The sequence below is a fragment of the Streptococcus sp. SS-4456 genome (assembly GCF_036680365.1).
Lineage (GTDB): Bacteria > Bacillota > Bacilli > Lactobacillales > Streptococcaceae > Streptococcus.
Window position 1 is genome coordinate 18916 of sequence record NZ_JAVIHI010000016.1, and the last position, 21635, is coordinate 40550.

Sequence of the window (21635 nt, forward strand, 5' to 3'; positions counted from 1 at the left end):
TCTAATGTTTTATATATAAAATTGCAGAGCGACCCGACCAGACATAGTAATACTGACCAGCATAGCCGTCCGCCACTTCCAGCACTTCTTCCTGATTAAAGCCTGAAATCTTGACCAAACCTTTCGCTGTCGCCACTTGGGTCAAAAGGTAGTCTGTTTCAACTTCCTCTAACTCGGCTTCCTCAAAGGGATTGACTTTCATAAAAATCTTGCCCTCCTCCACAAAGACGATATAGTGGGGAAAGACTTGGGCGATTTCAAAGAGCAAACTTTCCGTCACTTCCTCTACACCTTCCGAAAAAACCTGGGCCAGACCGTCCGCCGACACATAGGCAAATCCGAAAGACTTACCCGATAAATTCAGGCGGACAAAGGGCTTGTCCTCAGCAAAGCTAGGTTCTTTTGGAAAAAGGCAGAGCTGCTGAGACAGAGTCAGATAGTAGTCTGTCGCCTCTTCTGCCCCTTGTTTCTGGTATATTTCCGCAAAATAGGCATTGATAACCGAAGGCGGTGGCGTGATAAAATCCAGTTTTTGTTGGTCAGTCAAACCTGCCAATTTCTTAGCCAGATAGACCTTGTCCAGACTGGTAAAGCCACCGTATTTGATTGCCAAATCAAGATAATCCGTCATAAAATTCTTCCAACTTCCATTTATTGCTGGAAGCGATATAGCCTGACACCACTTCCACATCCTCTTCGTAGGTCCGATGTTCTATCAAAGCAAGAGTTGCCAAATCATGCAATTTATAAGCTTCAGCAAGTGGGACCCTGACCTCAAATCGTTCAAACATGGTCTTAATCTTGGCCAAAACCATCATCTGTATATGGCCTTTGGCATTTTTATCCTTAGCAGACAGCATGACATGTGGAAACTGGTTTGGAGTAAAGCTGTCATCGGTCTTGTCCAGCTTGTTATAGAGAGCCAGGCGAGGAATGTCCAGCATATCCAAGTCTTTGAGAATGTCCAAGACCACCTGTTCCTGCTCACTGTGATTGGGGTCAGAGGCGTCGATAACATGGAGCAAGAGGTCCACGTTCATGGACTCCTCCAAGGTGGACTTGAAGGCGGAAATCAGCTCGGTTGGCAGGTCCTGAATGAACCCAACCGTGTCAGTCAAGGTCACATTGAACTTGTCAGCCAAGTTAATCTGCTTGGTCGTGGCATCCAGTGTGGCAAAAAGTTCATCTGCCTCATACTGTCGCTTGTCCGTCATGGCATTCATGATGGTGGACTTACCAGCATTGGTATAGCCAATCAAGCCAATCTTGAAAACGCCTGATTGCAGACGGCGTTCACGGACAGTCGCTCGGTTCTTCTCCACCGTTTTGAGTTGGCGCTCAATGTCATGAATCTGGTTGCGAATGCTTCGACGATTGAGCTCCAACTGGCTTTCACCCGGTCCACGAGAGCCTATCCCCCCTGCCTGACGGCTGAGCATGATACCTTGTCCAACCAAGCGTGGCAACATGTACTTGAGCTGGGCCAAGTGGACTTGTAATTTTCCTTCGTGGCTCCGTGCCCGCATGGCAAAAATATCCAAAATCAACTGCATACGGTCAATGACCTTGACACCTAAAATCTCTTCCAGATTGACATTCTGACGAGGTGTCAGTCGATTATTGACAATGACGGTATCAATTTCGTCAGCTTCGACCATCTGGGCAATTTCTTCTAGTTTCCCTGAGCCGACAAAGGTCTTGCTGTCGTATTTTTCACGTTTTTGAGTGTAGACTCCCTTGACCAGAGCGCCAGCTGTCTTAGCAAGGCTTGCCAACTCCTCCATGGACATGTCAAAGTTGTCTGTCTGCTGTAATTCCACTCCGACCAGGAGGGCGCGTTCTTGTTCTTTCTGGGTTTCAATCATTTAAAAATTCCTCCACGGCGATGAAAATCTGCGACTTGTAGTCTAGCTCACCTACTGAATAAAAGGGAACCTGCATGCGATTTCTGAACCAGGTCAATTGGCGTTTGGCAAAGCGGCGGCTATTTTGCTTGACCTTATCAACCGCTTCTTCTATGCTGATTTGACCTGCTAAGTATGGGAAAAACTCCTTGTAGCCAATCCCCATGGCTGCTTGGGCTTGAGGATGCGCTTTGTAGAGCCAGCTGACTTCATCCAGCAAGCCCGCCGCCATCATCTTATCCACTCGCTGATTGATGCGGTCGTAAAGAACCTGTCTGTCATCCGTAAGGCAGATGTAAAGAGGCTCATAGTCTGACTCATTATTTTCCAAATTTTTGCCAAATTTTTTCAACTCTAACCCACGAATGATTCTCCGTCGGCTGTTGCCCTCGACCATCAAACCTGCCTGCTCTGCCATTGCTTCCAAATCCTCGTCAGACAAGCAGTCGAGTTCCGCCCGATAAGCAAGAACTTGCTCCTGGTCAACTTGACCGCCCAGATGGTAGCCTTCAAGCAAGCTCTGAATGTAAAGCCCCGTACCACCAACGATAATAGGCAACTTGCCACGACTTTTAATGTCAGCAATCAGGGCCTTGGCTTCTGCTACAAATTCATAAGCCGAATAGCCCTCGGTCACATCTCGGACATCAATCAAGTGATGAACCGCAGCAGCCTGCTCTACAGGACTAGCCTTTGCCGTACCGATATCCAGTTTGCGATAGACTTGCTGGCTATCACCGCTAATAATTTCTCCATTGTAGCGCTGGGCCAAGTCTATGGCAAGGGCAGTTTTTCCTACCGCTGTTGGTCCTATGACCACAATTACTTTTGTTTTCATCTTTTTCCTTGAAAATATTTTGTTTTTTCGCTAAAATCTATTATAACACAAGTAAAGGAGAATTCACTATGGCTAAAGGTTTTGGCAAAGGTTTCTTGACAGGTGTTCTTTCTACAGTTGCTCTCGCGGCAGGTGCTATCTTCACCGTTCATAAAACAATCATCGAACCAGAAGAAAAGAAAGAAGCTTTCATCGAAGAAAATCGCAAAAAAGCTGCACGTCGCCGTGTGGCACACTAAAAAGCTGGTAACTATCCAGCTTTTTTGTTTACCAAAAAAGCCCTTAGAAGCTCTGCTATTTCCAAAAGGCAATTAACAAGCTTTCTAAGAGATTTCACTTATAATATAATATCTTCTTTTTCAATCAGAACGATAGTCCACATCATGGCTAGGGTCACAAGGGCTAGTGCCATGATAAGAGGGAGCCAGCTATTAAATAGTGGATAACTGTATCCCAATAAACCTGGACCAAAGGCAGCAATCAAGTAGCCACCCGTTTGTACCATACCTGACAGTTGTGCCGTCGCCTGGCTGTTGCTGGTTTTCAGGGTAAAGCCCAACATCATATAAGGGAAAAGCGCTGCATTTGAGAAACTCAAAATGATGTGCAGGACTGTCCAGAGTAAAAAATGCTTAGGTAGAACAGCCAGCAAAGCAAGACCTAGAAGGGTAGCTGAGGAAGTAGACAACATGATATTGCGGCGCATTTCCTTGGTCTGACGAGAAAGAATAGCTGGAATAATCATGGACATAGGGATGGCAGTCATATTAAAGAAACCTGCCATCAAGCCTGCCTCAGCCTTACTGAAGCCAACTGACTGGGAAATAGTTGGTAACCAGGTAATCTCTGTATAGTAGAGAACAGATTGTAGACCACCAAAGAGTAGGAAGACAAGGGCAGCTTTATTCTTCCAAATAGACCGGGTCTGCTGGCCCTGTTTTTGGGTTTCAAAACGATGATTATTACGAATATTGGGTAACCAGAGCAGAAAGGCTAACAAGACTACAGCTGTTATCAATAGGATAAATGTTTGCCAAGAGCTTGCGGATACGATGGGAACTGCGACCATAGCAGCCACCGTCGCAGCTACTCCCATCAGGGTAATATAGATGGTGGTATAAAAACCAATTTTCTTAGGAAAATTAGCCGTGACCAGACTGGGCAAGAGAACATTGATAAAGGCAATAGTAGCTCCAACAAGCATAGTACCTATGTATAAAGCAGGTAGATTAAGTACCCGCATCCCTGATCCAACAACCATGACTAAGAGGACCATGGCCATGAGTTTCTCCATACCAAATCTAGCAGCTAGGCGAGGAGCTAAGGAAGAACAGAGGGCAAACATAATCAAGGGAATAGAGGTCAAGATACCTAGAGAACTGACCTCTACTCCCAGACCAGCAGCTACATCTGTCAAGATAGCAGGAAGGGCTGTAAAGGGGGCGCGCATGACGACACCTAACATAACAATACCTGCTACGATAAATGGTGACTGTTTTTTCATTATTTTCTCCCAAATAAAATCGTTCGGATTTCAGTAATTTTGATTATATCACACTTGACAAATGATAGAAAGTTATTTTTCTATTTTAATCTTTGTTATAGCTATTAACTATAGTTTTGCCTTAAAAATAACTATTTCTCAAATTAGTCTAACTAGGTTAGAATAGATTCATCACAAATCGAAAGAGAGATTTTACATGACAACATCAAGATTTCAATTAGTCGGCTCACTACTTCGTCCATCTACTTTAGGAGAATTCAAACGTCAAATCGAAGCTCGTGATGACATCAAATACCCATTCTACGATGACTTCGATGGGTACAAAGAAACGGAAGCTTCACTCATCCAAAAAATTGTTGCGGAACAAAAAGAAAACGGTTTGGATATTGTAACAGATGGAGAATTTGGCCGTTCAATGTGGCACCTTGATTTTCTCTGGGGCTTAGAGGGAATCGAACGCTACATTGCAGACCATGGATATCCATTTAAGGACCACGATGGCCAACCATACGAAACACGTAAGGACATTGGTTTACGTATTACTGCTCCACTTTCTGCAAAAAATCACCATTTCATTGATATTTTCAAACAAGTGAAAGAATTAGCAGGAGATACAGTAACCAAACAGACTATTTTCGGTCCAGCCCACGCCTTTAATGAATTGACAATTTTCAATGGACAAGTTGGACCAGATCAAGTCTACAAGACTCGTGATGAACTGAAAGACGGTCTCATCACTGCATATAAGGAATTTTTAGACCAGTACAAAGCAGCTGGAGGTCAGATTATTCAGTTTGACGATTGCCTATGGGAACTCTTCGATCCATCAAATCCAGTTCCATTCTTGCCACAAGATGATCCAGAAGCATTAGCCGCCCTTGCAGATGAATTTATCGCCATCAACAACGCCGTGGCAGACTATGGTCATAGTATTGGATTAACAGTATGGACCCACAACTGCCGTGGTAACTACGAAAGTCGTTCTGCTGCAGGTGGTACTTATGAAGCAATTGCTGAGAAATTCCTTAAAAACCAACGCTACAGTCGTTTCTTCCTAGAGTGGGATGATGAGCGTGCGGGTGATCTCAAAGCTCTAGAAAGCTTGCGTGATTCGGACGTTGAAGTTGTACTTGGCTTGCTATCAAGTAAGACATCTGACTTGGATGATGAGGAACGAGTTTACCGACTTCTTGAGGAAGCAAGTAAGATTATCCCTAAAGAACGCCTCTACTTGTCGCATCAATGTGGATTCGCTTCATGTGATTCAGGTAATGAATTGGCCATCCCTCAACAGTGGGCTAAAATTAAACAAGGTCAAGATATTGCAGGTAAATTCTGGTCTTAATGCCCTTCTAAATACTCATAAAATCCCTACCGATTGGCAGGGATTTTATTTGCAATTATGATAAATCCATTAGAAGCATCCTTGAAACTGTCCGTTGTTAGAAGGGATTATTCAAACCATCCTTCAATGTTACCAATCGGTTTCCAGGTCAAGCCGATGTCTTCACTTTCCTCTTCGGAAGTTGAACCTGTAAATTCACCGAAAATATCGGACAGCCATTCTAGGTCTTCATCGGATAATTCCACTTCTTCCTCCTCTGCAGTTTCACTAGACAAAGCTTGTTCTTCTACAGCTGTGTCTGTAGGTTCTGAAACTGGTCCACTGGTTGCTTCATCCGTTACTGACGGGATTTCTTGCACTTCTGTTGGGTTTGTTGAGCTATTTGAAACACTCTCCTCTACTGTACCTTCGACAGTTATTGGAGCGGTAACTTCTGCCTCAACAAGCTCTGCAAGACTGGTTGCTTGTTCAGAGCTTGAGCCAGTTTCTGACGAAGGGTTTTCTTCAACTGCTTGTGATAATCTGGATGGGCTGGCTTCTTTGCTGCCACTTTCATGGTCATGGATTGGACTAGATGAACTTTCCGGTCTATCCTGACTGGTTGGACTGGCTAGACCTACACCTTCTTCAATTGCTGGAACAGGACTTGTCTGCCCTGCTTTTACCAGAACTTCCTCAGGCAAACTTAACGGATTGACAAAGAAATCTCTAGTTCCTTCGACAAACATATTCATTTCTAGACGATTCATCTGCATAATGCCATAGTCATCTGACATTTCAAGCTGATGATTGATTTGCCCTTTTACATCATTGGCAACTGCAATACTGCTGGCAATTAAGTCTTCTGCTAGAGAGATTGGACTGGTAGCCAATTCTCTGCGAACAACCAAACCATAGATTTGATTGATGAGGCGAGCCGCTTCCTGACGAGTAGGCGCTTGAAGATAAGGGCTGTCAATATGAGTAAGCAAGTAATCCATGTATTCCATCAAACGAATTTCTGCTCGGTCTTGGAAGTGCTGAATTTCCTTCAAACTATGGGAAATACTTGCTAACTCACGCTCATCCCCCTTCAAACTTGCCTGGTTAATCCGCTCAACCCAGGCGGTTTGTGAGGTCTGGGTGCCAGTTAGATTTGTTTGTCTAAGCAAAGTCAGTAGCTCTTGATAGGTCTGATTATCCGTCACATGACTAGGAGAGATTACTGAAGTTTCATGATCCGCTTTCTCCACAACTTCAGGGAAGCTCATCTGTCTAGTAAACATCTCACGGATGTCCCCCACAAATGCTTCCATGAAGGCTCTGTTTTCCTGCAATTTTTCAGAGGCAGGACTGGTTTGGATAGGATAGGTCTGATTTGCTGCCTTGGCCAGATGGAGTGCAACTTTCAAGTCAACCAGTTCTTTGGACAAGTCCAGTGGCTTGATGGAACCATTGCCACCTAAGGTTGCTTGGAATAAGCGGTCTAAGCTACCTGCTAATTTTTCTTGCAAATCAGCTGGTAAATACGGCTGATCCAACTGACCAAGTAAATAATCCATATACTCCATGGCTGTAATATCTGGACGGTCTTGGAAATGTTTCAATTCTTGCAAGAGGTGTTTCAGGTTAAGCAAGGCCTGTCTGTGCTTATCCTGACTGGCTTGGTTGAGTTGACTAGTCAGGTCTTCCTTATTGACAGGTAGGTTGCTGGTATCAAGTAATCGAATCTGTTCAAGTATGGATTGATAGAGTGGGTCTACTTGTTCCTCTGAATTGCTAGTAGTTTCTTTTAAGATGTGAACCTTTTCAAATTGCTCCAACATAGCCAGATAGCCCTTGGTCGAATTGGTTACCAGGTCATCTAAATTGCTAGCAAAATCGTCCAAAGCTCGCTTGATACGACGGTATTCCTTGCTACTTGTCCCATACTTTTCAGCTGCCACTTGACGCAAACTTTCAAGCTGACTATCTACAGTCGCTCGGTCAAATTCCCCTTCCTGATAGCTACCTGAAATAGCTGGCAATTTATTGACAAGATATGGCTCAATACCCTCCACAGCCTGAATATGCAAGACATGGTCATGATTACCATGTGGTAGAACGAATTTCTTGTCACGAATGATGAGTTTAGACGGTGCGATACCTGTCCGCGTAGCTACCGCCAAAAGCTCCGCTTCAAAGTCCGTTTCCGGATCACCAGTCACTTCAGGGATAATCAACATGGACCGTAAAATCACATAAGGATGGACATGGGTCGGGTCATAGGCATGGCTTGGGTCGTTGAAACTAAAGGTGGTATCAGAAACCCGGATAGCTTCTTTTGGCACACCATAGACCTTGGAAATGTAATCAATTTTTCTTTCTAAGTCTTCTTCACTTTCAAAAGGCTTAGTCAAGTCAATATTCTTCAAGAGCACCAGATGGTCATGGTCGCCATGGGGATACATGAAGGCCTGACCTTGTGGCGTATCTAAACGGGTGATGGAATTGACTGGCAAACCTAGGGCTTGGGCCAGGTAGTTCCGTTTGGCTGTGACCTCATCCGCCACAACCTCCGCTGTCGGAGCAACAGATGCTGGACTTGCTGCTGGTGATTGGCTGGAGGTACTTGGAACGGCTACTACTTCCGTTTTTTCTACTGGTTTTGTAACCACATTGGTGAGGACTGCTGGAAGTGGTTGAATTGGAGTAGCTTGACTAGATTGATCTTCTAGCAAATAAGCCCACTTAGAAGTTGCCACCTGCTCCCTACGCAAGACATGGATATGCCCCTGGTGTTGAATGAGCAAACCAACCGCATTCTGACCGATAAGCCCACTTCCATCAAAGAGAAAACCATCGCTAGTCGGATAATCAATCCCAGCAATCCCTTGACGAGAAACCACAGACGCTGCTTGATTAGCACCTGCAGTAACTACTGGAACTGGTAGGTTAGCTGTTGGGGAAACAGGTAAAGTCACCAAGTGATTTTGCATAACCTGTGCTGTTGCTTTCGAACTAGCAAACTGGCTAGTAGCTGTATGAACAGGATTTCCCACACTTCCACCGACAGTTTGTTTCAAAATATAATGGTAATGATCTCCATGGCGAACTGTATAGCCATTAGCATCTTCAGCTACAATATCAGCAGGGTTGAATTGATAATGGTCCTGACCAGCCTGACTAGATGTACTATTTTCCTGCTTCTTGGTCACATCAGCTCCAGCTGGGATAAGGTACTCCCACTTACTACCTTTCAAGTCACCATAAAAGATAAAGTGACTGTGACCATTATGCTCAACGATAATGCCCGTATCCGTCTTGCTTGAAATTTGCTTGGCATCGCTCAATATAAAACCGTCGCTGGTTGGTCTCTCAATCCCGGCCACACCTACGAGATTGGTCGATAACTGTTTTTGCTCTTCATGAGCGTGGTCATGGTTGTGATCGTGTCCATGGTGGTCATGTTTAGGATTATTTGCCGTTAATTTCCGCGCTTCCTCTAAAGTGACAAGACCATCTCCAGTCTTCTTAGGATAATAATAGACCTTGCCCTTCACTTGAATGATATAACCTGTCCGTACCTTGTACAAGACATCTTTTTCATTGAATTGGTAGTTCTTATCCTCTAGCAAGGTTTCCTTCAAAAACTTGGCATCGTAGGGAACAGAACCTTTTTCCAGGTGCTGATGGTCACCGTGAATAAGGACATAACCATCCGTTGTTAACTCAGCAACGACATAGACTATTTCCTCTTTCTGAACCTGTTCCTGCTTTACTTTTTCACTAGCAACTTGTTGAGCTTGTTTCTGCTGGCAAGCCAACAAGGTCAAACTACACAAGAGGGTAATGCCTGTCAAGGCAAGATTTCGTTTCTTCTTCACAATACTCTCCTTTTATAGATAACAAGTATTTTACCAGTAAAGTATATAATTTTTAACGCAATTAGTCAACCAGTTAATTATAAAACAGTTAAGTTTCGTGCAAAAAATGAGGCTGGGACAAAAGGCCTGGCCTCATTAGTTTTTTTCAATAGTTAAACTTGACGCAGTGGTTGAGTGGTCTCTAATTAGCTGATTTTATCAGCTTTTACAGCCCTACTCAACTGTGCGGGGGTGGGACTACAAAATCGAACCCTGCGGGTTACCGATTTTTGTCCCACTCCCATTTCAATTCTTCTAGTAAAGTAGGCCTACCAAGGCTAAAACAATCATGAGTGCCAAAATATGTCCGACAGTCACCAGTACAAATGAATACTTCAAACCACGCTTCATACTTAGCTTGGACAGATTGTGGAAGGTAATCATGACACCCGATTGTGGTACAACTGTTAGGATAGCCGAAGCCACTACGACCACACGGTGAAGGATTTCCGGGTCAATCCCCATTTCCAAATAGGCAGGCAAGAAATTACTTGAGGCGATACCAACCGCACCTGATGAGGAACCAATAATACCACTGAGCAAGGCTGTTGACACAGACAAGCTAATCAAAGGCGAACCCGGAATTTGTTGGATCCACTCCTGAATAACTGCAAAACCAGCTGACAAGGTCAAGACAGTACCAAATGCCACCGTACTAGATGTGGCAAAGGCAGGAACAATAGAAGCTGTCGTACCTGAATTCAAAAGTTCCTTCTGATTAGGCAGGTAAGGATAGAATAAGATGGCTGATAAAACAATAGATACCAACAAGCCAATGACCAAAACATTCGGAGTTTTATTCAAAAGGAAGATTGTGACAATCAGACTAAGCAAGGGCAAGACTGAGAAGAAGAGGTTTGGTCTTTTTGTATCTAAGTCCACAACCACATCGTCAACATTCTCCGTGTAAGTTTCCCCATTTGCCAAGCTCTTCTTGAGACAGTAGCCCATGTAAAACAAGCCAAAGAGCAAGAGAACCGAACTAGCAGCCAAACTGATAAGTGGAGCCGCTGTCAAACTTGTTCCCAAAACCTTGGTCGGAATAACGTTCTGAATGGACGGTGTGCCTGGTAAGGTTGTCATGGTATAGGTACTAGCACCCATAAAGACTGGTAGTGGGAATAGAGCCCAGTTGATATTTAACTCTTTGAAAAGAGGACGTGACAGAGGCAAGAGAGTAAAAATAACAACAAAAATACTCACACCACCATAGGTCAAAATACTTGTAATGAGAGCCAAAGCTAGCAAGACCTTATAAGGACTATCTTTCCCCACTAATTTTAAAATGCTATTAGCAATGGTCAAGGTAGCCCCACTTGCCTCCATATAACGGGCCAAGATAGAGCCTAGCATAAAAATTGCAAAGTTATTGATTAAAAAACCTGCCAAACCTGTCATGTAGGACTTCTCCTGTCCCAACATGACCTCTAACACATTCATCTGGTTGGTCAGCAGAATAATCAAACTAGCTACCGGCGCTGCCACAATGACATGTAAATTTTTTGACGTTAAATAAATAATGGCTACAACAGCCAATAAAACTCCTAAAATCGCTAAAATTTCCATAGTTCTCCTTGTTTTCATTTTTAATCAAGAGAGATTTTCTTGATGTTTGATGTATCTCCTAAATTGCTTACTAACTCTTCTACTTTTTGACCAAGGATAGGATGGCAAAAATCTCTAGCAATGTCAGCCAACGGCAAAAGCACAAATGCCCTCTCATGGGCATAAGGATGGGGAACAATCAGATTCTCTTCTTGAATATTCTCCTCATCCCAAAAAATAATATCCAAATCAATGGTCCGTTGGCCCCATTTTTCAATTCGTACTCTGTCCAACTCTTGTTCGATGTTCTGGCAAACGCTTAGAAAATCCTGAGCAGACAAATCAGTATACACTTGACAGGCTAGATTGAGGAAATCAGCCTGATCTGTCTTGCCCCAAGCTGGAGTTTCATAAATGTCGGAAACTAAGCCAAGCTGGCAACCTGGATGACTGGCTAATTTGTCTAGGGCTGCCTGTAAATAGGCTTGCCGATTGCCCATGTTCCCTCCGATACTGAGATAGGCTAGATGCTTCATGGTCGTTCACGCTCCAATTCAATTCCGACAGAATCATAGTGTCCAGCAATGGGCGGATTTTCCTTGTAAATGGCCAAGCGAATCTTCTCCACCTTTGGAAATTGATCAAAAATCTCCTGACAAATAACACCTGCTACCTTTTCTATAAGGATGTAGGGCTTGCCTTCCACAACTGCTTTAATGGTTTCAAAGACCATACCATAGTGAACTGTGTCTTCTAAATTGTCAGTTTGTGAAGCTGCTGTCAGGTCAACAAACAAATCACAGTCAACTGTGAAAATTTGACCAAGAACTTGTTCTTCTTTGAAGGCACCATGGTAGCCGTAAAAGCGACATTTATTGAGAGAAATCTTATCCATGTTGACCTCCAGAAGTCAATTGGTCCCAAACCTTAACGATATCACGGTTGGCAGCGACATTGTGGACACGGACCATTTTGCATCCTTTTTGAACTGCCCAGGCAGACAAAGCTGCCGTTGCTTGGTCGCGGTCTATCGGTAAGCTATTGCCCCCAAGCAGATAATCCACCACGCGCTTACGAGATATTCCAAAAAGAACAGGATAACCAAGGGCAGTAATCTGTCCCAAACCTTGTAAGAGGTCCAGATTATGTTGGACATTCTTTGAAAAACCAAATCCTGGATCTAACCAAATCTGGTCTGTGGAAACACCAGCATCAAGTGCTGCTTGGACCCGCTCAGCTAGAAAGTTTTTGACCTCACAAACAACATCCTTATAGCTTTCTTCTTTCTGGTTGTGCATGAGAATAATTGGTACCTTGTACTCCGCAGCCAGGGCCAGCATTTCCCCATCATAAAGACCTGCCCAGACATCATTTAAAATATCTGCGCCTGCTTCCAAGGCTGCACGTGCAGTTCCTGTTTTATAGGTATCGACGCTGACAAGACAGTCATAGTTTTCTTTGATAGCACGGATAATCGGAACCACGCGAGCAATCTCGTCTTCTTCGGACACAAATGTTGCACCTGGACGAGTGGACTCACCACCGACATCAATGACGGTCGCCCCATCTGCCAATAATTTTTCCACCTGAACCAAGGCAGCTTCTACCTCATTGTAGTTGCCTCCATCAGAAAAAGAATCTGGGGTCACATTGAGAATTCCCATAATGGTTACTTGATTCGCCAACTGTTCGATTGACATAGAACCTCCTATTTATTGTGAATCATGGATAAGAGTTCACGGCGCAAAATAGCATCTTCCTTATATTTGCCAAGGGCAACAGTCGTCACCGTCTTGCTACCCGGTTTACGAATCCCACGCATGCTCATGCACATGTGCTCTGCTTCGACCATAACAAACACCCCTTCTGGCTCAAGGGCATCTTGAAGGGCATGGGCAACCTGATGAGTCAAGCGCTCCTGCAATTGAGGGCGACGACTTGCCACCTCTACTGCACGTGCCAGCTTACTCAAACCTGTCACACGCCCCTTGCTAGGAATATAAGCTACATGGGCAATGCCATAAAAAGGTACCAAGTGGTGTTCGCACATAGAGTGGAAGGGAATGTCCTTGACCAGAACAACTTCTTCATGCCCTTCTGAAAAGACGGCTGTGAACTGGTCTTTAGGGTCCTCTTGTAGACCGTTAAACATCTCTAAATACATTTTAGCTACACGTTTTGGTGTATCTAAGAGCCCTTCACGATTCGGGTCTTCACCTAGTAATTCCAATAATTGATAAATGGTTTGTTCGATTTGTTCTTGTTTTGACATAATACATCCTAAATAGTTTGATGTTCATATTATACCCTAAAAACTGTTTTCAGAAAAGGGCTTTCAACATTCTAAACAACAAACTGTCCCCGTTCAGAATGCTAGACACTCTCACCTTTGTGATATAATAGGAACAAACTAACTACAAGGAGCTACTATGACCAAGAAACCTGTCCAACTGGCTACGATTTGCTACATTGATAATGGTAAGGAATATCTTCTCCTTCATCGAAACAAGAAAAAAAATGACGTCCATCAAGGAAAATGGATTGGGGTGGGGGGCAAATTGGAACCTGGAGAAACACCGCAAGCCTGTGCTATTCGAGAAGTCTTTGAAGAAACGGGTCTAACAGTCACCAAGCACGCCCTAAAAGGTGTTATCACCTTCCCAAACTTTACTCCAAACACAGACTGGTACACCTATGTCTTTAAGATAACGGGTTTTGAAGGAAGTCTGATTGACTGCAATGAAGGCGACTTAGAGTGGGTTCCCTATGACCAAGTGCTCTCCAAACCAACCTGGGAGGGCGACCGGCATTTTCAAGAATGGCTATTAGAGGACAAACCATTTTTTTCCGCTTGCTTCCGCTATGACGGGGACCAACTGCTTGATTATAGCGTTGATTTTTATGAAGAATAAGCTAATAAAATACGAAAAAGGCTGGGCAAAAAGCCCAGCACCGCTTCTCAACGTTAGTGTCAATATCTTAACGCAGTGGTTGATTGGCAGATTTGTTCGTGTTTTACACTCCAAATCTGACCATTACGACTGTTGCGAACAAAGTTCGCTCTATCTCCAACCTCCAACAGTCACTACTCTGACTGTTGGAGCTATGCGGGGGTGGGAGTGAAACAGTCTGGGGATAGACTGTTTCAGCCCAACAACTGGAATAAGGACTTGTTGACGAACTCTTCTAAGAATGGTCGAGTTCTTTCCCACTCCCTCTTTGATATTACAAATACTTCTTCTTCGGCATTTGCTTGTTCAATACGACATCCAGGGGACCGGCTGACAATACTGTATCTACCAAGCGTTTATCTGTAATTTTTTTATCGAGGAGAACTTGATATTCTAAGATCAGCGCTTCTTTTTTCTTCTTGTATTTGAGGGAAATTAAGTCAGCTTGCTTGCAAGATTTACCAAATTGATTTTCAAAAAATTGATCGTAATCAAAGTCCATTGGTACTGTTACCAAGAGATGACGACGATTTTGATTGACTTGAGCAAAGCTGATGTTCTCAAAAATCAAAATACAAGTAGATAGGATGACCGTCATAAAGACAGCCAAACCTAGGAAGCCCATCCCTGTCGCTAGACCGATAGCCATCGCTAAGAGGACTGCAAGCATTTCCTTCGAAGAACCTGCCGCTGAACGGAATTTAATAAGACTGAAGGTCCCTGCTACCGCAACACCCGCTCCCAAGTTACCATTAACTAATGCAATGATAACAGCAATCAATGCCGGCATTAAACTTAATGTGATGATAAATTCCTTTGTATAATTGGATTTGTATTTATAAACAGCTGCTAAGAGTACCCCCATGGATAGACTAACTCCAAAAACCATGGACATTTGCGCTAAGGTGATACTGCTATTGGCCGTTGAAAAGATACTGTTAAACAGCTGCATGTTGACTTACTTCCTCTCCAGTGATGTTGTGTGCAAGCTTATAAGCATTGCCATATTTTGAAAATGATTGTTTTTCGATCTGGTATTTTTCAAGTAGGGCTACCAACCAGTCTGGTCGCTCTTCTGGGACTTTTACTTCCATGATGACTTTTGTAGGATCCAAAAGGTCCTTACCAAATTTCCCCTCCATGGCATCTACATCGTAATCTCGATAAAGTAAGTTCTTATCAATTGTGAGACGAACCTTTTTGTCTTCGATTCCTTTGTAGGAAACGCGATCGTAGTAGATATACATCTTAGGCTTAATCGTCCCGTAGCGTTCACTCAACATTTCAAGTTCTGAGGTTACCTTATCATCCTTGATTGTAGAATCAATCACTCCAGTTTCGATATAGTTTGTTACAGAAACAGGGTTTGAGGTTAAACGGTATTTATAGCCAATTTTATTTTCTTTTTTCTTGATTTCAAGAAAAGCTTGACTTGATTCAGATGGTTTAGAATCGTAGACACGCATCCGAATTTTTTCTCGACCATTCTTTTTAGCAATGGAATCTTGAATCATATCGAACTCTTCGTTGTCGAAATAAATATTCGTAATGGTTGAAGTTGCAAACTCATCCGAAACCATATATTTTTGCAAATCTTTTTCTAGCAAGGCAAAAGTTTCTTTATCAACGATGTATTTTGTTTCCTTGCGTTTAAATTGTTTTTGTACAATTCTAGTTTTCATCTTTTTCCCTCTTTATTTCAAGTGCTTGGCAGTTACCTGCCTCGTTTATAGTCCTTAGTTTAACGGTCAACCTTTAAACGAAACTAAAAATAATGTTAAACAAAACTTAAACAGCAATAAAGTTGAAATTCTTTTGTCATATTTCAATCTGTGTTACAATTAGGATAATGATAACAAAGGAGAAAACTATGTACGAATTTGTCTTAGAATACGGCTCATTCCCTGTAAAACTCATTGACGGTTTTGTCAACAATCGCTCAGAAATCCCTGATTTTCTCAAAGAGGATGAAGAAATGATTGCCCGCCTGAACCAGATCAACGAACTCTTCCATCAACTCTTTTTAACCATCGAGTGTAAATTTGACTACGTTGGCAAGCAATTTCCAGACAAGATTGAACAATTACGAACCCTCTATCATCCTCTTGCAGACGATTTACTAGCCAAGTATGGTAACCAGATAGAGTTAAAAATCGAACCCTTTATTTTGTAAAGCAAAAGAGATGGCACAAAACCATCTCTTTTTACTATATTTAATTTGCTTATTTGGAATGAACTTCCGAATGTTTATAGCCATAGAAAAGATAAATCAAACTTCCTACAATGAGCGTCACTCCAAAGGCAATCCAGGTATCCAGGCTGTACTGGAACATAAAGGACAGACAGATAATGATAGAAAGTATTGGCAAAGCTGGTACCAAAGGTGTTTTGAATTGACCTTCTTTTGGTAAACCTTCAACCTGACGCAAGCGGATAAGGCCAAGGGCCAGCATAATCAGATAGGCTAGGGTACAAATATTGAGGAAGCTGGCAATACTAGCCAGAGGGAAAATTCCTGCACAGATTGCCGCAAAAATACCCACTAAAATAGTCGCATTTTTAGGAACCTTGCTAGTCGCTGTCAATTGACTGAGCGATTTAGGCAAGAGCCCATCACGGCTAATGGAATAAACCATACGAGAAAGGGCATAGGTCATGGAAATACATACCGTAATCAGGGTCAAGATAGCTACGACAGATACATAACTCGCTGCCCAACCCAAGCCCACTTCACGAAGGGCAAAGGCAACCGCATCCGCTACATTAAGCTTGCTATAGTGCACCATTCCAGTCAAGACCAAGGTCACGACAATGTAAAGGATAGTTACGATAGACAGGGACAGGACAATTCCCTTTGGTACATTCTTCTCAGGGCTTTTGACTTCATCAATCGCCAAAGAAATAGACTCAAAACCAAGGAAGGCAAAGAACATCAGAGAAGCACCTGCCATAATGCCTGCCTGACCACCATAGACTGCCCCAAATCCAAATGGAGCAAAGTTTGACCAGTTCTCAGGTTTAATGAAGAAAATACCAGCTACAATAAACAAAGCTAGAGCCGAGAATTTTAACACAACCAATGCCGAGTTAAAGCGAAGGGCAGCCTTAGAATTGAGCAAGACCACTCCGACTACAAAAACCAAGACCAAGACTGGTAAAAGGTCAATATAGGTGCCCTGGGCTGGATTGAAAGTACCATTCAAGGCTGTTGGTAAAGCAAGCCCAAAATTGGCTAACAGACCTTTCAAATAAGAACCCCAGCCAGAAGCCACACTGGACACTGCTGTCAAAAATTCCATAATGGTCAACCAGCCTGCAAGCCAAGCAGGAAATTCACCAAATACCGCATAGAGATAGCCGTAGGCTCCACCATTTGTTGGAATACGGGAAGCAAATTCAGCGTAGAACAAGGCAGTCAGACCAACTGAAATCGCTGCAATCACAATGGAAATGACTAGTGCTGGACCTGCATATTGCGCAGCCGCTAGGCCAGTGACCGTAAAAATTCCCGTTCCCACCATGGAACCAATACCTAACATAATCAAATCCAACAAACCCAAGTGTCGTCGCATATGATTGATTCGACTCTCAGCTTGCTTTTTCCTAAATAAATTCACAAGTTACTCCTTAAATAGAATAGCCTATTTGTTCTAAAGATGAACAAATACAAGTCTGCCACATTATATCATAAATATGATTATTCAGCATCAAAATAAAAAAAGAGCAAGTTAACCCTTTAGGTAAGTCCTGCTCTTCTTTCAAATTATTCTTGACTAATGGTCACATTTTTCAGGTAATTATTCTTATCCAGTTGACCGGTAAAGTTATCTCCCACCTTGATAAATGGTAGCTTGTCTGTACTATCCTCAGTTGCCTTGACCTTGTAAATCTGGTCAGCTGATTGAATATAGTAAACCGTTGAACCACCAATCATCTGGCTGGCCAAGGCTTCAACCTTACCAGAAATCACTTCCACGTCTTCGCTTTCCTCACCAGTACCAGTCGCATTCAAGCCTGCTAGACTTGAAGCATCTGTCCCCGTTACTTGCGAAATAAGGGTCGCCACGTCATTGTTGACCGTTACTTGTTGGTAATCTTCCGCATCGACCAGGGCATAGGACTTGACCAAACCAGCATCATCTTTGAGAGAAACCAAGTAGTAGGCTGTGTCTGCTAGCTTGACCAGACTTGGTGCTGTTGCCTGATAGCCCTTTTCCTGTACTTCCCCTTCTGCTGATTCTTGGGCAGCTGTTTCAGTCGCCGAAGCTAGTTTGTAGTTTGTGATTTCACGGGTCCGCATATTGACAAGGATAAAACCAAGGTTGGACGAATCTGCCGTTGCGGAGGTAATGCCTGTATAGAGGTAAATATCAGAGCCGATGGAAATATAGTTATAACTGTCAGTTGTATGTTTGACACCTGTTTGGCTGAAAATGGTATTCCAGAAACCATTTTGGTAGGTGTAATGATCATCGACACGGCTAATCACGTTGCTGGCTGAATAGACACGATCCACCCACTCAGGAATATCTGCCAGACTGTACTCCTTGCTCTCACCTGTCACTGCATCCAAGACAATGGCACCTGTCGGGTCATTGGAAGACAGACCAAATTTTGGTTGGTAAGTCGTTGCGATATAGTAAGGATTGCCCTCATCATCCACTTCAAAGGACGGTTTTCCAAAAATGGTTGTTGGGTATTGCAGACGGAGATGACGCAGGGTGTCATTGAACAAATACTCGGAATCTGAGTAATGCATGGACTTGCTCAGCTTGGCAAGCTCAGCTTTCCCTGTCGTCTGATTGACCTTAACATAGTAGTCAATCCCATCTTGGTGGTTGCTCAGCCATTTCCAAAAAGACTTATATTCCAAAGGAGACACACGGAAAGGTTGCTGACCGATGGTAATCTGACGGTAATCATCTGAAATACCGAACTGGGAAACCTTGTCGATGGTACCCAGATAGGTGTCACCGATTTTCTCAGCCGAAGCTCGGTCCAAAAGGGCAAGCTTGGAAATATCTGTTTCTGGGAAATCCGACTTGAAATCCGCATCCGTTACTGAAATGACCGCCGCATAATCTTTAGCTCGAAAGATTGGAGAGTTGAAAATGCCCAGTCCAACCAAGGCAAGAACCACCAAGAGCCAAAGGCGACCAGTCCAACTAAGAAAGGCAGGCAGTTTAGGATTGATATTGTAGGTTGTCATCTGACGTTGTCGGCCAGTTACTTTGGTCACCTGTTGAATAAGTCCTGCTGGATTGCTAAAAAGCAAAATCAACCAGGCCAAGGCTGTTGATTGCAGGACAAAAAACCAGAAACCCAGACTAAAGACATTGATAGCCGGCAACTGATACCAGTAATAGACTAGCATTTCTAGAATGAGAACTAGCCAGGCAAAGCCAATCAATTTTCTTTTCATAACAACCTCCGAAAACAAAGATTTCTTTGTTACTATTGTACCATACTTTTAATACTGTAACACAAAAATTGAAAATTTTTTCAAATTCCCTTGTTCGCTTGAAAAAGGGATTTTTGGTATAATGTAAAACAGTAAGAAACTAGAAAAGGAACCTATATGAAACTCATTTCTTGGAACATTGATTCCCTCAATGCTGCTCTGACAGCTGAATCCCCACGCGCCCTCCTATCCCGCGCCGTGATTGACACGCTGGTCGCTGAAGATGCAGACATTATCGCCATTCAGGAAACCAAACTCTCTGACAAGGGACCAACCAAAAAACACTTGGAAATCCTTGAAAGCTACTTCCCTGGCTATGAAAATACCTGGCGTTCATCCGTTGAACCTGCACGCAAGGGCTATGCAGGTACCCTTTTCCTTTATAAAAATCACCTGACTCCAACTATCAGCTTCCCAGAAATTGGTGCTCCAACTACTATGGATTCTGAAGGGCGCATCATCACACTGGAATTTGATGACTTCTATGTTACCCAGGTTTATACGCCAAACGCTGGCGATGGCTTGAAGAGACTCTCAGACCGCCAAATCTGGGACGTCCAGTATGCTGAATACCTATCACAGCTTGACAACCAAAAGCCTGTCTTAGCCACAGGTGACTACAACGTTGCCCACAAGGAAATCGACCTTGCCAACCCAGCCAGCAACCGCCAGTCACCAGGGTTTACAGATGAAGAACGTGAAGGCTTTACAAACTTGCTAGCCAAGGGCTTCACAGATACCTTCCGCCACTTACATGGGGATGTCCTCAATGCTTATACTTGGTGGGCACAACGCAGCCGCACCAGCAAAATCAACAACACAGGCTGGAGAATTGACTACTGGTTGGTCAGCGACCGTATCGCTGATAAGGTAACCAAGTCAGACATGATTGATTCTGGCGCTCGCCAAGACCACACACCGATTGTAATGGAAATAGATTTACCATAAAAGAGGGAAGACCCTCTTTTTCTTTAAGGCAAGATTTTTGAAACCGATTACAAAATATAGTATACTGAATATATAGAACCAGTAAAGGAGGAGAAGAAATGGATCCAAAAAAAATTGAAGCGCGCTCTTTAACCATCTCTGCCCTGGTCAATGGGCTCAGTGGTTTGGCAGGTCTGGCAGTCTACATTATGACCGATTTAAACGCCCTTCTCTTAGACAGTGTCTTCTCCCTAATTGCTTTTGTATCATCAATTGTTGCCGTCTATATTTCCAAAAATAGCCACCGAAAAACAACAACCTTTCCTCAAGGACTTCACTTTCTTGAACCACTCTATGCCATTATGAAATCCTTGGCAACCTTACTCCTCCTGATTTTTGCTGTCTTAGAAACTGCAGCAACCGCCTTTGCCTACTTTGTCCATGGCATTGGACACAAGATGACCACTGGGCCTGTTATCCCCTACACCAGTATCATGCTCTTTGTCTGCTTTGGTCTTTATGCCTACAATCGCTATATGAATCAAAAAATCGGCAATATTTCTACTATCATCGCCGCTGAGGCCAAGGGCAACCTGATTGATGGTTTGATTTCAGCCGCCATTGGTATCGCCTTTCTATTCCTAGCTTTTATCCCTAACAATAGCCCTCTGGATTTTCTGCACTATACAGGTGATTTCTTCGTAACCCTTGCTCTTGCCCTAATCTCATTCAAGGAACCACTTACCCTACTCATATCCTCTTTCAAAGAACTAGCCCATGGTACCGTCCATCTACCTGAAATTCAAGAATGTTTATATGAGATTCTTGAACAGTACCTAGAGGAAACAGAGGATGTGGATATTCATATCTACAAACAAGGTATGCAGGTTCGGATAAAGATACACCTTCAAGATGTCGAACATGACATCATGCGCCAGCTTGTAGCCAAGAAGCCCCATATCCTTGATACCCTCAAACAGCACCATGAGTACATCACCGTGGAATATGCTCTATAGGACATACTCCCAAAACTAGAGGTATTTAAATTAGCGTTGATACATCGTCACTGTCGGCTTGCCAAACCCTAGTACTACTTGCTCGTCAGTTCCTTGGCTGAAAGCAAATGCATTCGACTAAAGTCAAAAAATCTCGGCCCTATAAACCGAGATTTTCATATTTTGTACGATCCCGTGTTGTAAAATGAAGTGCAACAAAAAAGACATGTTCGTCTGATATACTAGAATTCCCCAACTCAGTATAGAAAGCAGATGAACAT

General features: G+C 43.2%; 21 protein-coding genes. 7 read left to right on the top strand and 14 right to left on the bottom strand.

What is annotated here, in order from left to right; all coding sequences use genetic code 11:
• Position 1 precedes the first annotated feature (1 nt).
• Genes RFK25_RS06000 through miaA form a run of 3 tightly spaced genes read right to left on the bottom strand, consistent with a single transcriptional unit; the run spans position 2 to position 2742 of the window.
• The gene (locus RFK25_RS06000) at positions 2-631 is read right to left on the bottom strand and encodes a cystathionine beta-lyase (RefSeq protein WP_332412290.1); all 630 of its coding nucleotides are present in this window, start codon (positions 629-631) and stop codon (positions 2-4) included.
• Positions 615-1865, bottom strand: coding sequence for a GTPase HflX (gene hflX / locus RFK25_RS06005; RefSeq protein ID WP_332412292.1), 1251 nt, complete (start codon positions 1863-1865; stop codon positions 615-617). Before hflX ends, RFK25_RS06000 begins: the two co-directional genes overlap by 17 nt.
• Complete coding sequence (gene miaA / locus RFK25_RS06010; RefSeq protein WP_332412294.1) at positions 1858-2742, bottom strand: tRNA (adenosine(37)-N6)-dimethylallyltransferase MiaA; 885 nt, start codon at positions 2740-2742, stop codon at positions 1858-1860. Before miaA ends, hflX begins: the two co-directional genes overlap by 8 nt.
• A 68-nt stretch (positions 2743-2810) precedes the next feature.
• Here miaA and RFK25_RS06015 point away from each other — a divergent pair, with 68 nt between their 5' ends.
• A complete protein-coding gene (locus RFK25_RS06015) occupies positions 2811-2981 on the top strand; it encodes a DUF3042 family protein (RefSeq protein WP_044688996.1) in 171 nt (56 codons plus the stop codon).
• 98 nt (positions 2982-3079) lie between these two features.
• On the opposite strand, the gene RFK25_RS06020 is transcribed toward RFK25_RS06015, so the two are convergent.
• A complete protein-coding gene (locus RFK25_RS06020) occupies positions 3080-4246 on the bottom strand; it encodes an MFS transporter (RefSeq protein WP_332412295.1) in 1167 nt (388 codons plus the stop codon).
• A gap of 196 nt (positions 4247-4442) precedes the next feature.
• On the opposite strand from RFK25_RS06020, the gene RFK25_RS06025 reads away from it, so the two are divergent.
• Positions 4443-5591 carry a cobalamin-independent methionine synthase II family protein gene (locus tag RFK25_RS06025; protein WP_332412296.1) on the top strand — a complete coding sequence of 383 codons (1149 nt, stop codon included), beginning with the start codon at positions 4443-4445 and terminating at the stop codon, positions 5589-5591.
• Positions 5592-5698: 107 nt separating this feature from the next.
• On the opposite strand, the gene RFK25_RS06030 is transcribed toward RFK25_RS06025, so the two are convergent.
• The 6 genes from RFK25_RS06030 to folE all read right to left on the bottom strand — a co-directional run bounded on the left by RFK25_RS06030 (position 5699) and on the right by folE (position 13292).
• Complete coding sequence (locus RFK25_RS06030) at positions 5699-9436, bottom strand: pneumococcal-type histidine triad protein (RefSeq protein ID WP_332412297.1); 3738 nt, start codon at positions 9434-9436, stop codon at positions 5699-5701.
• Positions 9437-9730: 294 nt separating this feature from the next.
• Positions 9731-11041 carry a GntP family permease gene (locus tag RFK25_RS06035; protein ID WP_332412299.1) on the bottom strand — a complete coding sequence of 437 codons (1311 nt, stop codon included), beginning with the start codon at positions 11039-11041 and terminating at the stop codon, positions 9731-9733.
• 20 nt (positions 11042-11061) lie between these two features.
• A complete protein-coding gene (folK, locus tag RFK25_RS06040) occupies positions 11062-11556 on the bottom strand; it encodes a 2-amino-4-hydroxy-6-hydroxymethyldihydropteridine diphosphokinase (protein WP_332412301.1) in 495 nt (164 codons plus the stop codon).
• Positions 11553-11915, bottom strand: coding sequence for a dihydroneopterin aldolase (folB, locus tag RFK25_RS06045; protein WP_012027113.1), 363 nt, complete (start codon positions 11913-11915; stop codon positions 11553-11555). The genes folK and folB overlap by 4 nt, the downstream gene beginning before the upstream one ends.
• On the bottom strand, positions 11908-12720 hold the full coding sequence (gene folP, locus RFK25_RS06050) for a dihydropteroate synthase (RefSeq protein ID WP_332412303.1): 813 nt from the start codon (positions 12718-12720) through the stop codon (positions 11908-11910). The genes folB and folP overlap by 8 nt, the downstream gene beginning before the upstream one ends.
• 8 nt (positions 12721-12728) lie before the next feature.
• Positions 12729-13292 (bottom strand): GTP cyclohydrolase I FolE, encoded by a 564-nt coding sequence (gene folE / locus RFK25_RS06055; RefSeq protein ID WP_105242726.1) that lies wholly within the window; start codon positions 13290-13292, stop codon positions 12729-12731.
• A gap of 157 nt (positions 13293-13449) precedes the next feature.
• Between folE and RFK25_RS06060 the strand changes: the two genes are divergently transcribed.
• Both RFK25_RS06060 and RFK25_RS06065 read left to right on the top strand, forming a co-directional pair.
• Positions 13450-13932, top strand: a complete 483-nt coding sequence (locus RFK25_RS06060) for an NUDIX hydrolase (protein ID WP_332412306.1) — start codon at positions 13450-13452, stop codon at positions 13930-13932.
• Positions 13922-14143 (top strand): hypothetical protein, encoded by a 222-nt coding sequence (locus RFK25_RS06065; protein ID WP_332412307.1) that lies wholly within the window; start codon positions 13922-13924, stop codon positions 14141-14143. The genes RFK25_RS06060 and RFK25_RS06065 overlap by 11 nt, the downstream gene beginning before the upstream one ends.
• A 102-nt stretch (positions 14144-14245) precedes the next feature.
• Here the strand turns inward: RFK25_RS06065 and RFK25_RS06070 are convergent, their stop codons facing one another.
• Complete coding sequence (locus RFK25_RS06070) at positions 14246-14923, bottom strand: DUF4956 domain-containing protein (RefSeq protein ID WP_332412309.1); 678 nt, start codon at positions 14921-14923, stop codon at positions 14246-14248.
• Positions 14910-15653: a polyphosphate polymerase domain-containing protein gene (locus tag RFK25_RS06075; protein ID WP_332412311.1), complete on the bottom strand. Its 744-nt coding sequence runs from the start codon at positions 15651-15653 to the stop codon at positions 14910-14912. Before RFK25_RS06075 ends, RFK25_RS06070 begins: the two co-directional genes overlap by 14 nt.
• Before the next feature lie 188 nt (positions 15654-15841).
• Here RFK25_RS06075 and RFK25_RS06080 point away from each other — a divergent pair, with 188 nt between their 5' ends.
• Positions 15842-16144: a hypothetical protein gene (locus RFK25_RS06080; RefSeq protein WP_332412314.1), complete on the top strand. Its 303-nt coding sequence runs from the start codon at positions 15842-15844 to the stop codon at positions 16142-16144.
• A 49-nt stretch (positions 16145-16193) separates the two neighbouring features.
• Here RFK25_RS06080 and RFK25_RS06085 read toward each other — a convergent pair whose 3' ends face one another.
• Complete coding sequence (locus RFK25_RS06085) at positions 16194-17588, bottom strand: amino acid permease (RefSeq protein ID WP_332412316.1); 1395 nt, start codon at positions 17586-17588, stop codon at positions 16194-16196.
• Between the two features lie 146 nt (positions 17589-17734).
• Positions 17735-19393, bottom strand: a complete 1659-nt coding sequence (locus RFK25_RS06090; RefSeq protein WP_332412318.1) for a hypothetical protein — start codon at positions 19391-19393, stop codon at positions 17735-17737.
• Positions 19394-19549: 156 nt separating this feature from the next.
• Here RFK25_RS06090 and RFK25_RS06095 point away from each other — a divergent pair, with 156 nt between their 5' ends.
• Both RFK25_RS06095 and RFK25_RS06100 read left to right on the top strand, forming a co-directional pair.
• A complete protein-coding gene (locus RFK25_RS06095) occupies positions 19550-20380 on the top strand; it encodes an exodeoxyribonuclease III (protein WP_332412319.1) in 831 nt (276 codons plus the stop codon).
• A gap of 98 nt (positions 20381-20478) precedes the next feature.
• On the top strand, positions 20479-21375 hold the full coding sequence (locus tag RFK25_RS06100) for a cation transporter (RefSeq protein ID WP_332412320.1): 897 nt from the start codon (positions 20479-20481) through the stop codon (positions 21373-21375).
• Positions 21376-21635: the final 260 nt, after the last annotated feature.

Coding starts and splice junctions, on each gene's coding strand:
- RFK25_RS06000 (WP_332412290.1), bottom strand. CDS start 631: ATGACGGATTATCTTGATTTGGCAATCAAATACGGTGGCTTTACCAGT.
- hflX (WP_332412292.1), bottom strand. CDS start 1,865: ATGATTGAAACCCAGAAAGAACAAGAACGCGCCCTCCTGGTCGGAGTG.
- miaA (WP_332412294.1), bottom strand. CDS start 2,742: ATGAAAACAAAAGTAATTGTGGTCATAGGACCAACAGCGGTAGGAAAA.
- RFK25_RS06015 (WP_044688996.1), top strand. CDS start 2,811: ATGGCTAAAGGTTTTGGCAAAGGTTTCTTGACAGGTGTTCTTTCTACA.
- RFK25_RS06020 (WP_332412295.1), bottom strand. CDS start 4,246: ATGAAAAAACAGTCACCATTTATCGTAGCAGGTATTGTTATGTTAGGT.
- RFK25_RS06025 (WP_332412296.1), top strand. CDS start 4,443: ATGACAACATCAAGATTTCAATTAGTCGGCTCACTACTTCGTCCATCT.
- RFK25_RS06035 (WP_332412299.1), bottom strand. CDS start 11,041: ATGGAAATTTTAGCGATTTTAGGAGTTTTATTGGCTGTTGTAGCCATT.
- folK (WP_332412301.1), bottom strand. CDS start 11,556: ATGAAGCATCTAGCCTATCTCAGTATCGGAGGGAACATGGGCAATCGG.
- folB (WP_012027113.1), bottom strand. CDS start 11,915: ATGGATAAGATTTCTCTCAATAAATGTCGCTTTTACGGCTACCATGGT.
- folP (WP_332412303.1), bottom strand. CDS start 12,720: ATGTCAATCGAACAGTTGGCGAATCAAGTAACCATTATGGGAATTCTC.
- folE (WP_105242726.1), bottom strand. CDS start 13,292: ATGTCAAAACAAGAACAAATCGAACAAACCATTTATCAATTATTGGAA.
- RFK25_RS06060 (WP_332412306.1), top strand. CDS start 13,450: ATGACCAAGAAACCTGTCCAACTGGCTACGATTTGCTACATTGATAAT.
- RFK25_RS06065 (WP_332412307.1), top strand. CDS start 13,922: ATGAAGAATAAGCTAATAAAATACGAAAAAGGCTGGGCAAAAAGCCCA.
- RFK25_RS06070 (WP_332412309.1), bottom strand. CDS start 14,923: ATGCAGCTGTTTAACAGTATCTTTTCAACGGCCAATAGCAGTATCACC.
- RFK25_RS06075 (WP_332412311.1), bottom strand. CDS start 15,653: ATGAAAACTAGAATTGTACAAAAACAATTTAAACGCAAGGAAACAAAA.
- RFK25_RS06080 (WP_332412314.1), top strand. CDS start 15,842: ATGTACGAATTTGTCTTAGAATACGGCTCATTCCCTGTAAAACTCATT.
- RFK25_RS06090 (WP_332412318.1), bottom strand. CDS start 19,393: ATGAAAAGAAAATTGATTGGCTTTGCCTGGCTAGTTCTCATTCTAGAA.
- RFK25_RS06095 (WP_332412319.1), top strand. CDS start 19,550: ATGAAACTCATTTCTTGGAACATTGATTCCCTCAATGCTGCTCTGACA.
- RFK25_RS06100 (WP_332412320.1), top strand. CDS start 20,479: ATGGATCCAAAAAAAATTGAAGCGCGCTCTTTAACCATCTCTGCCCTG.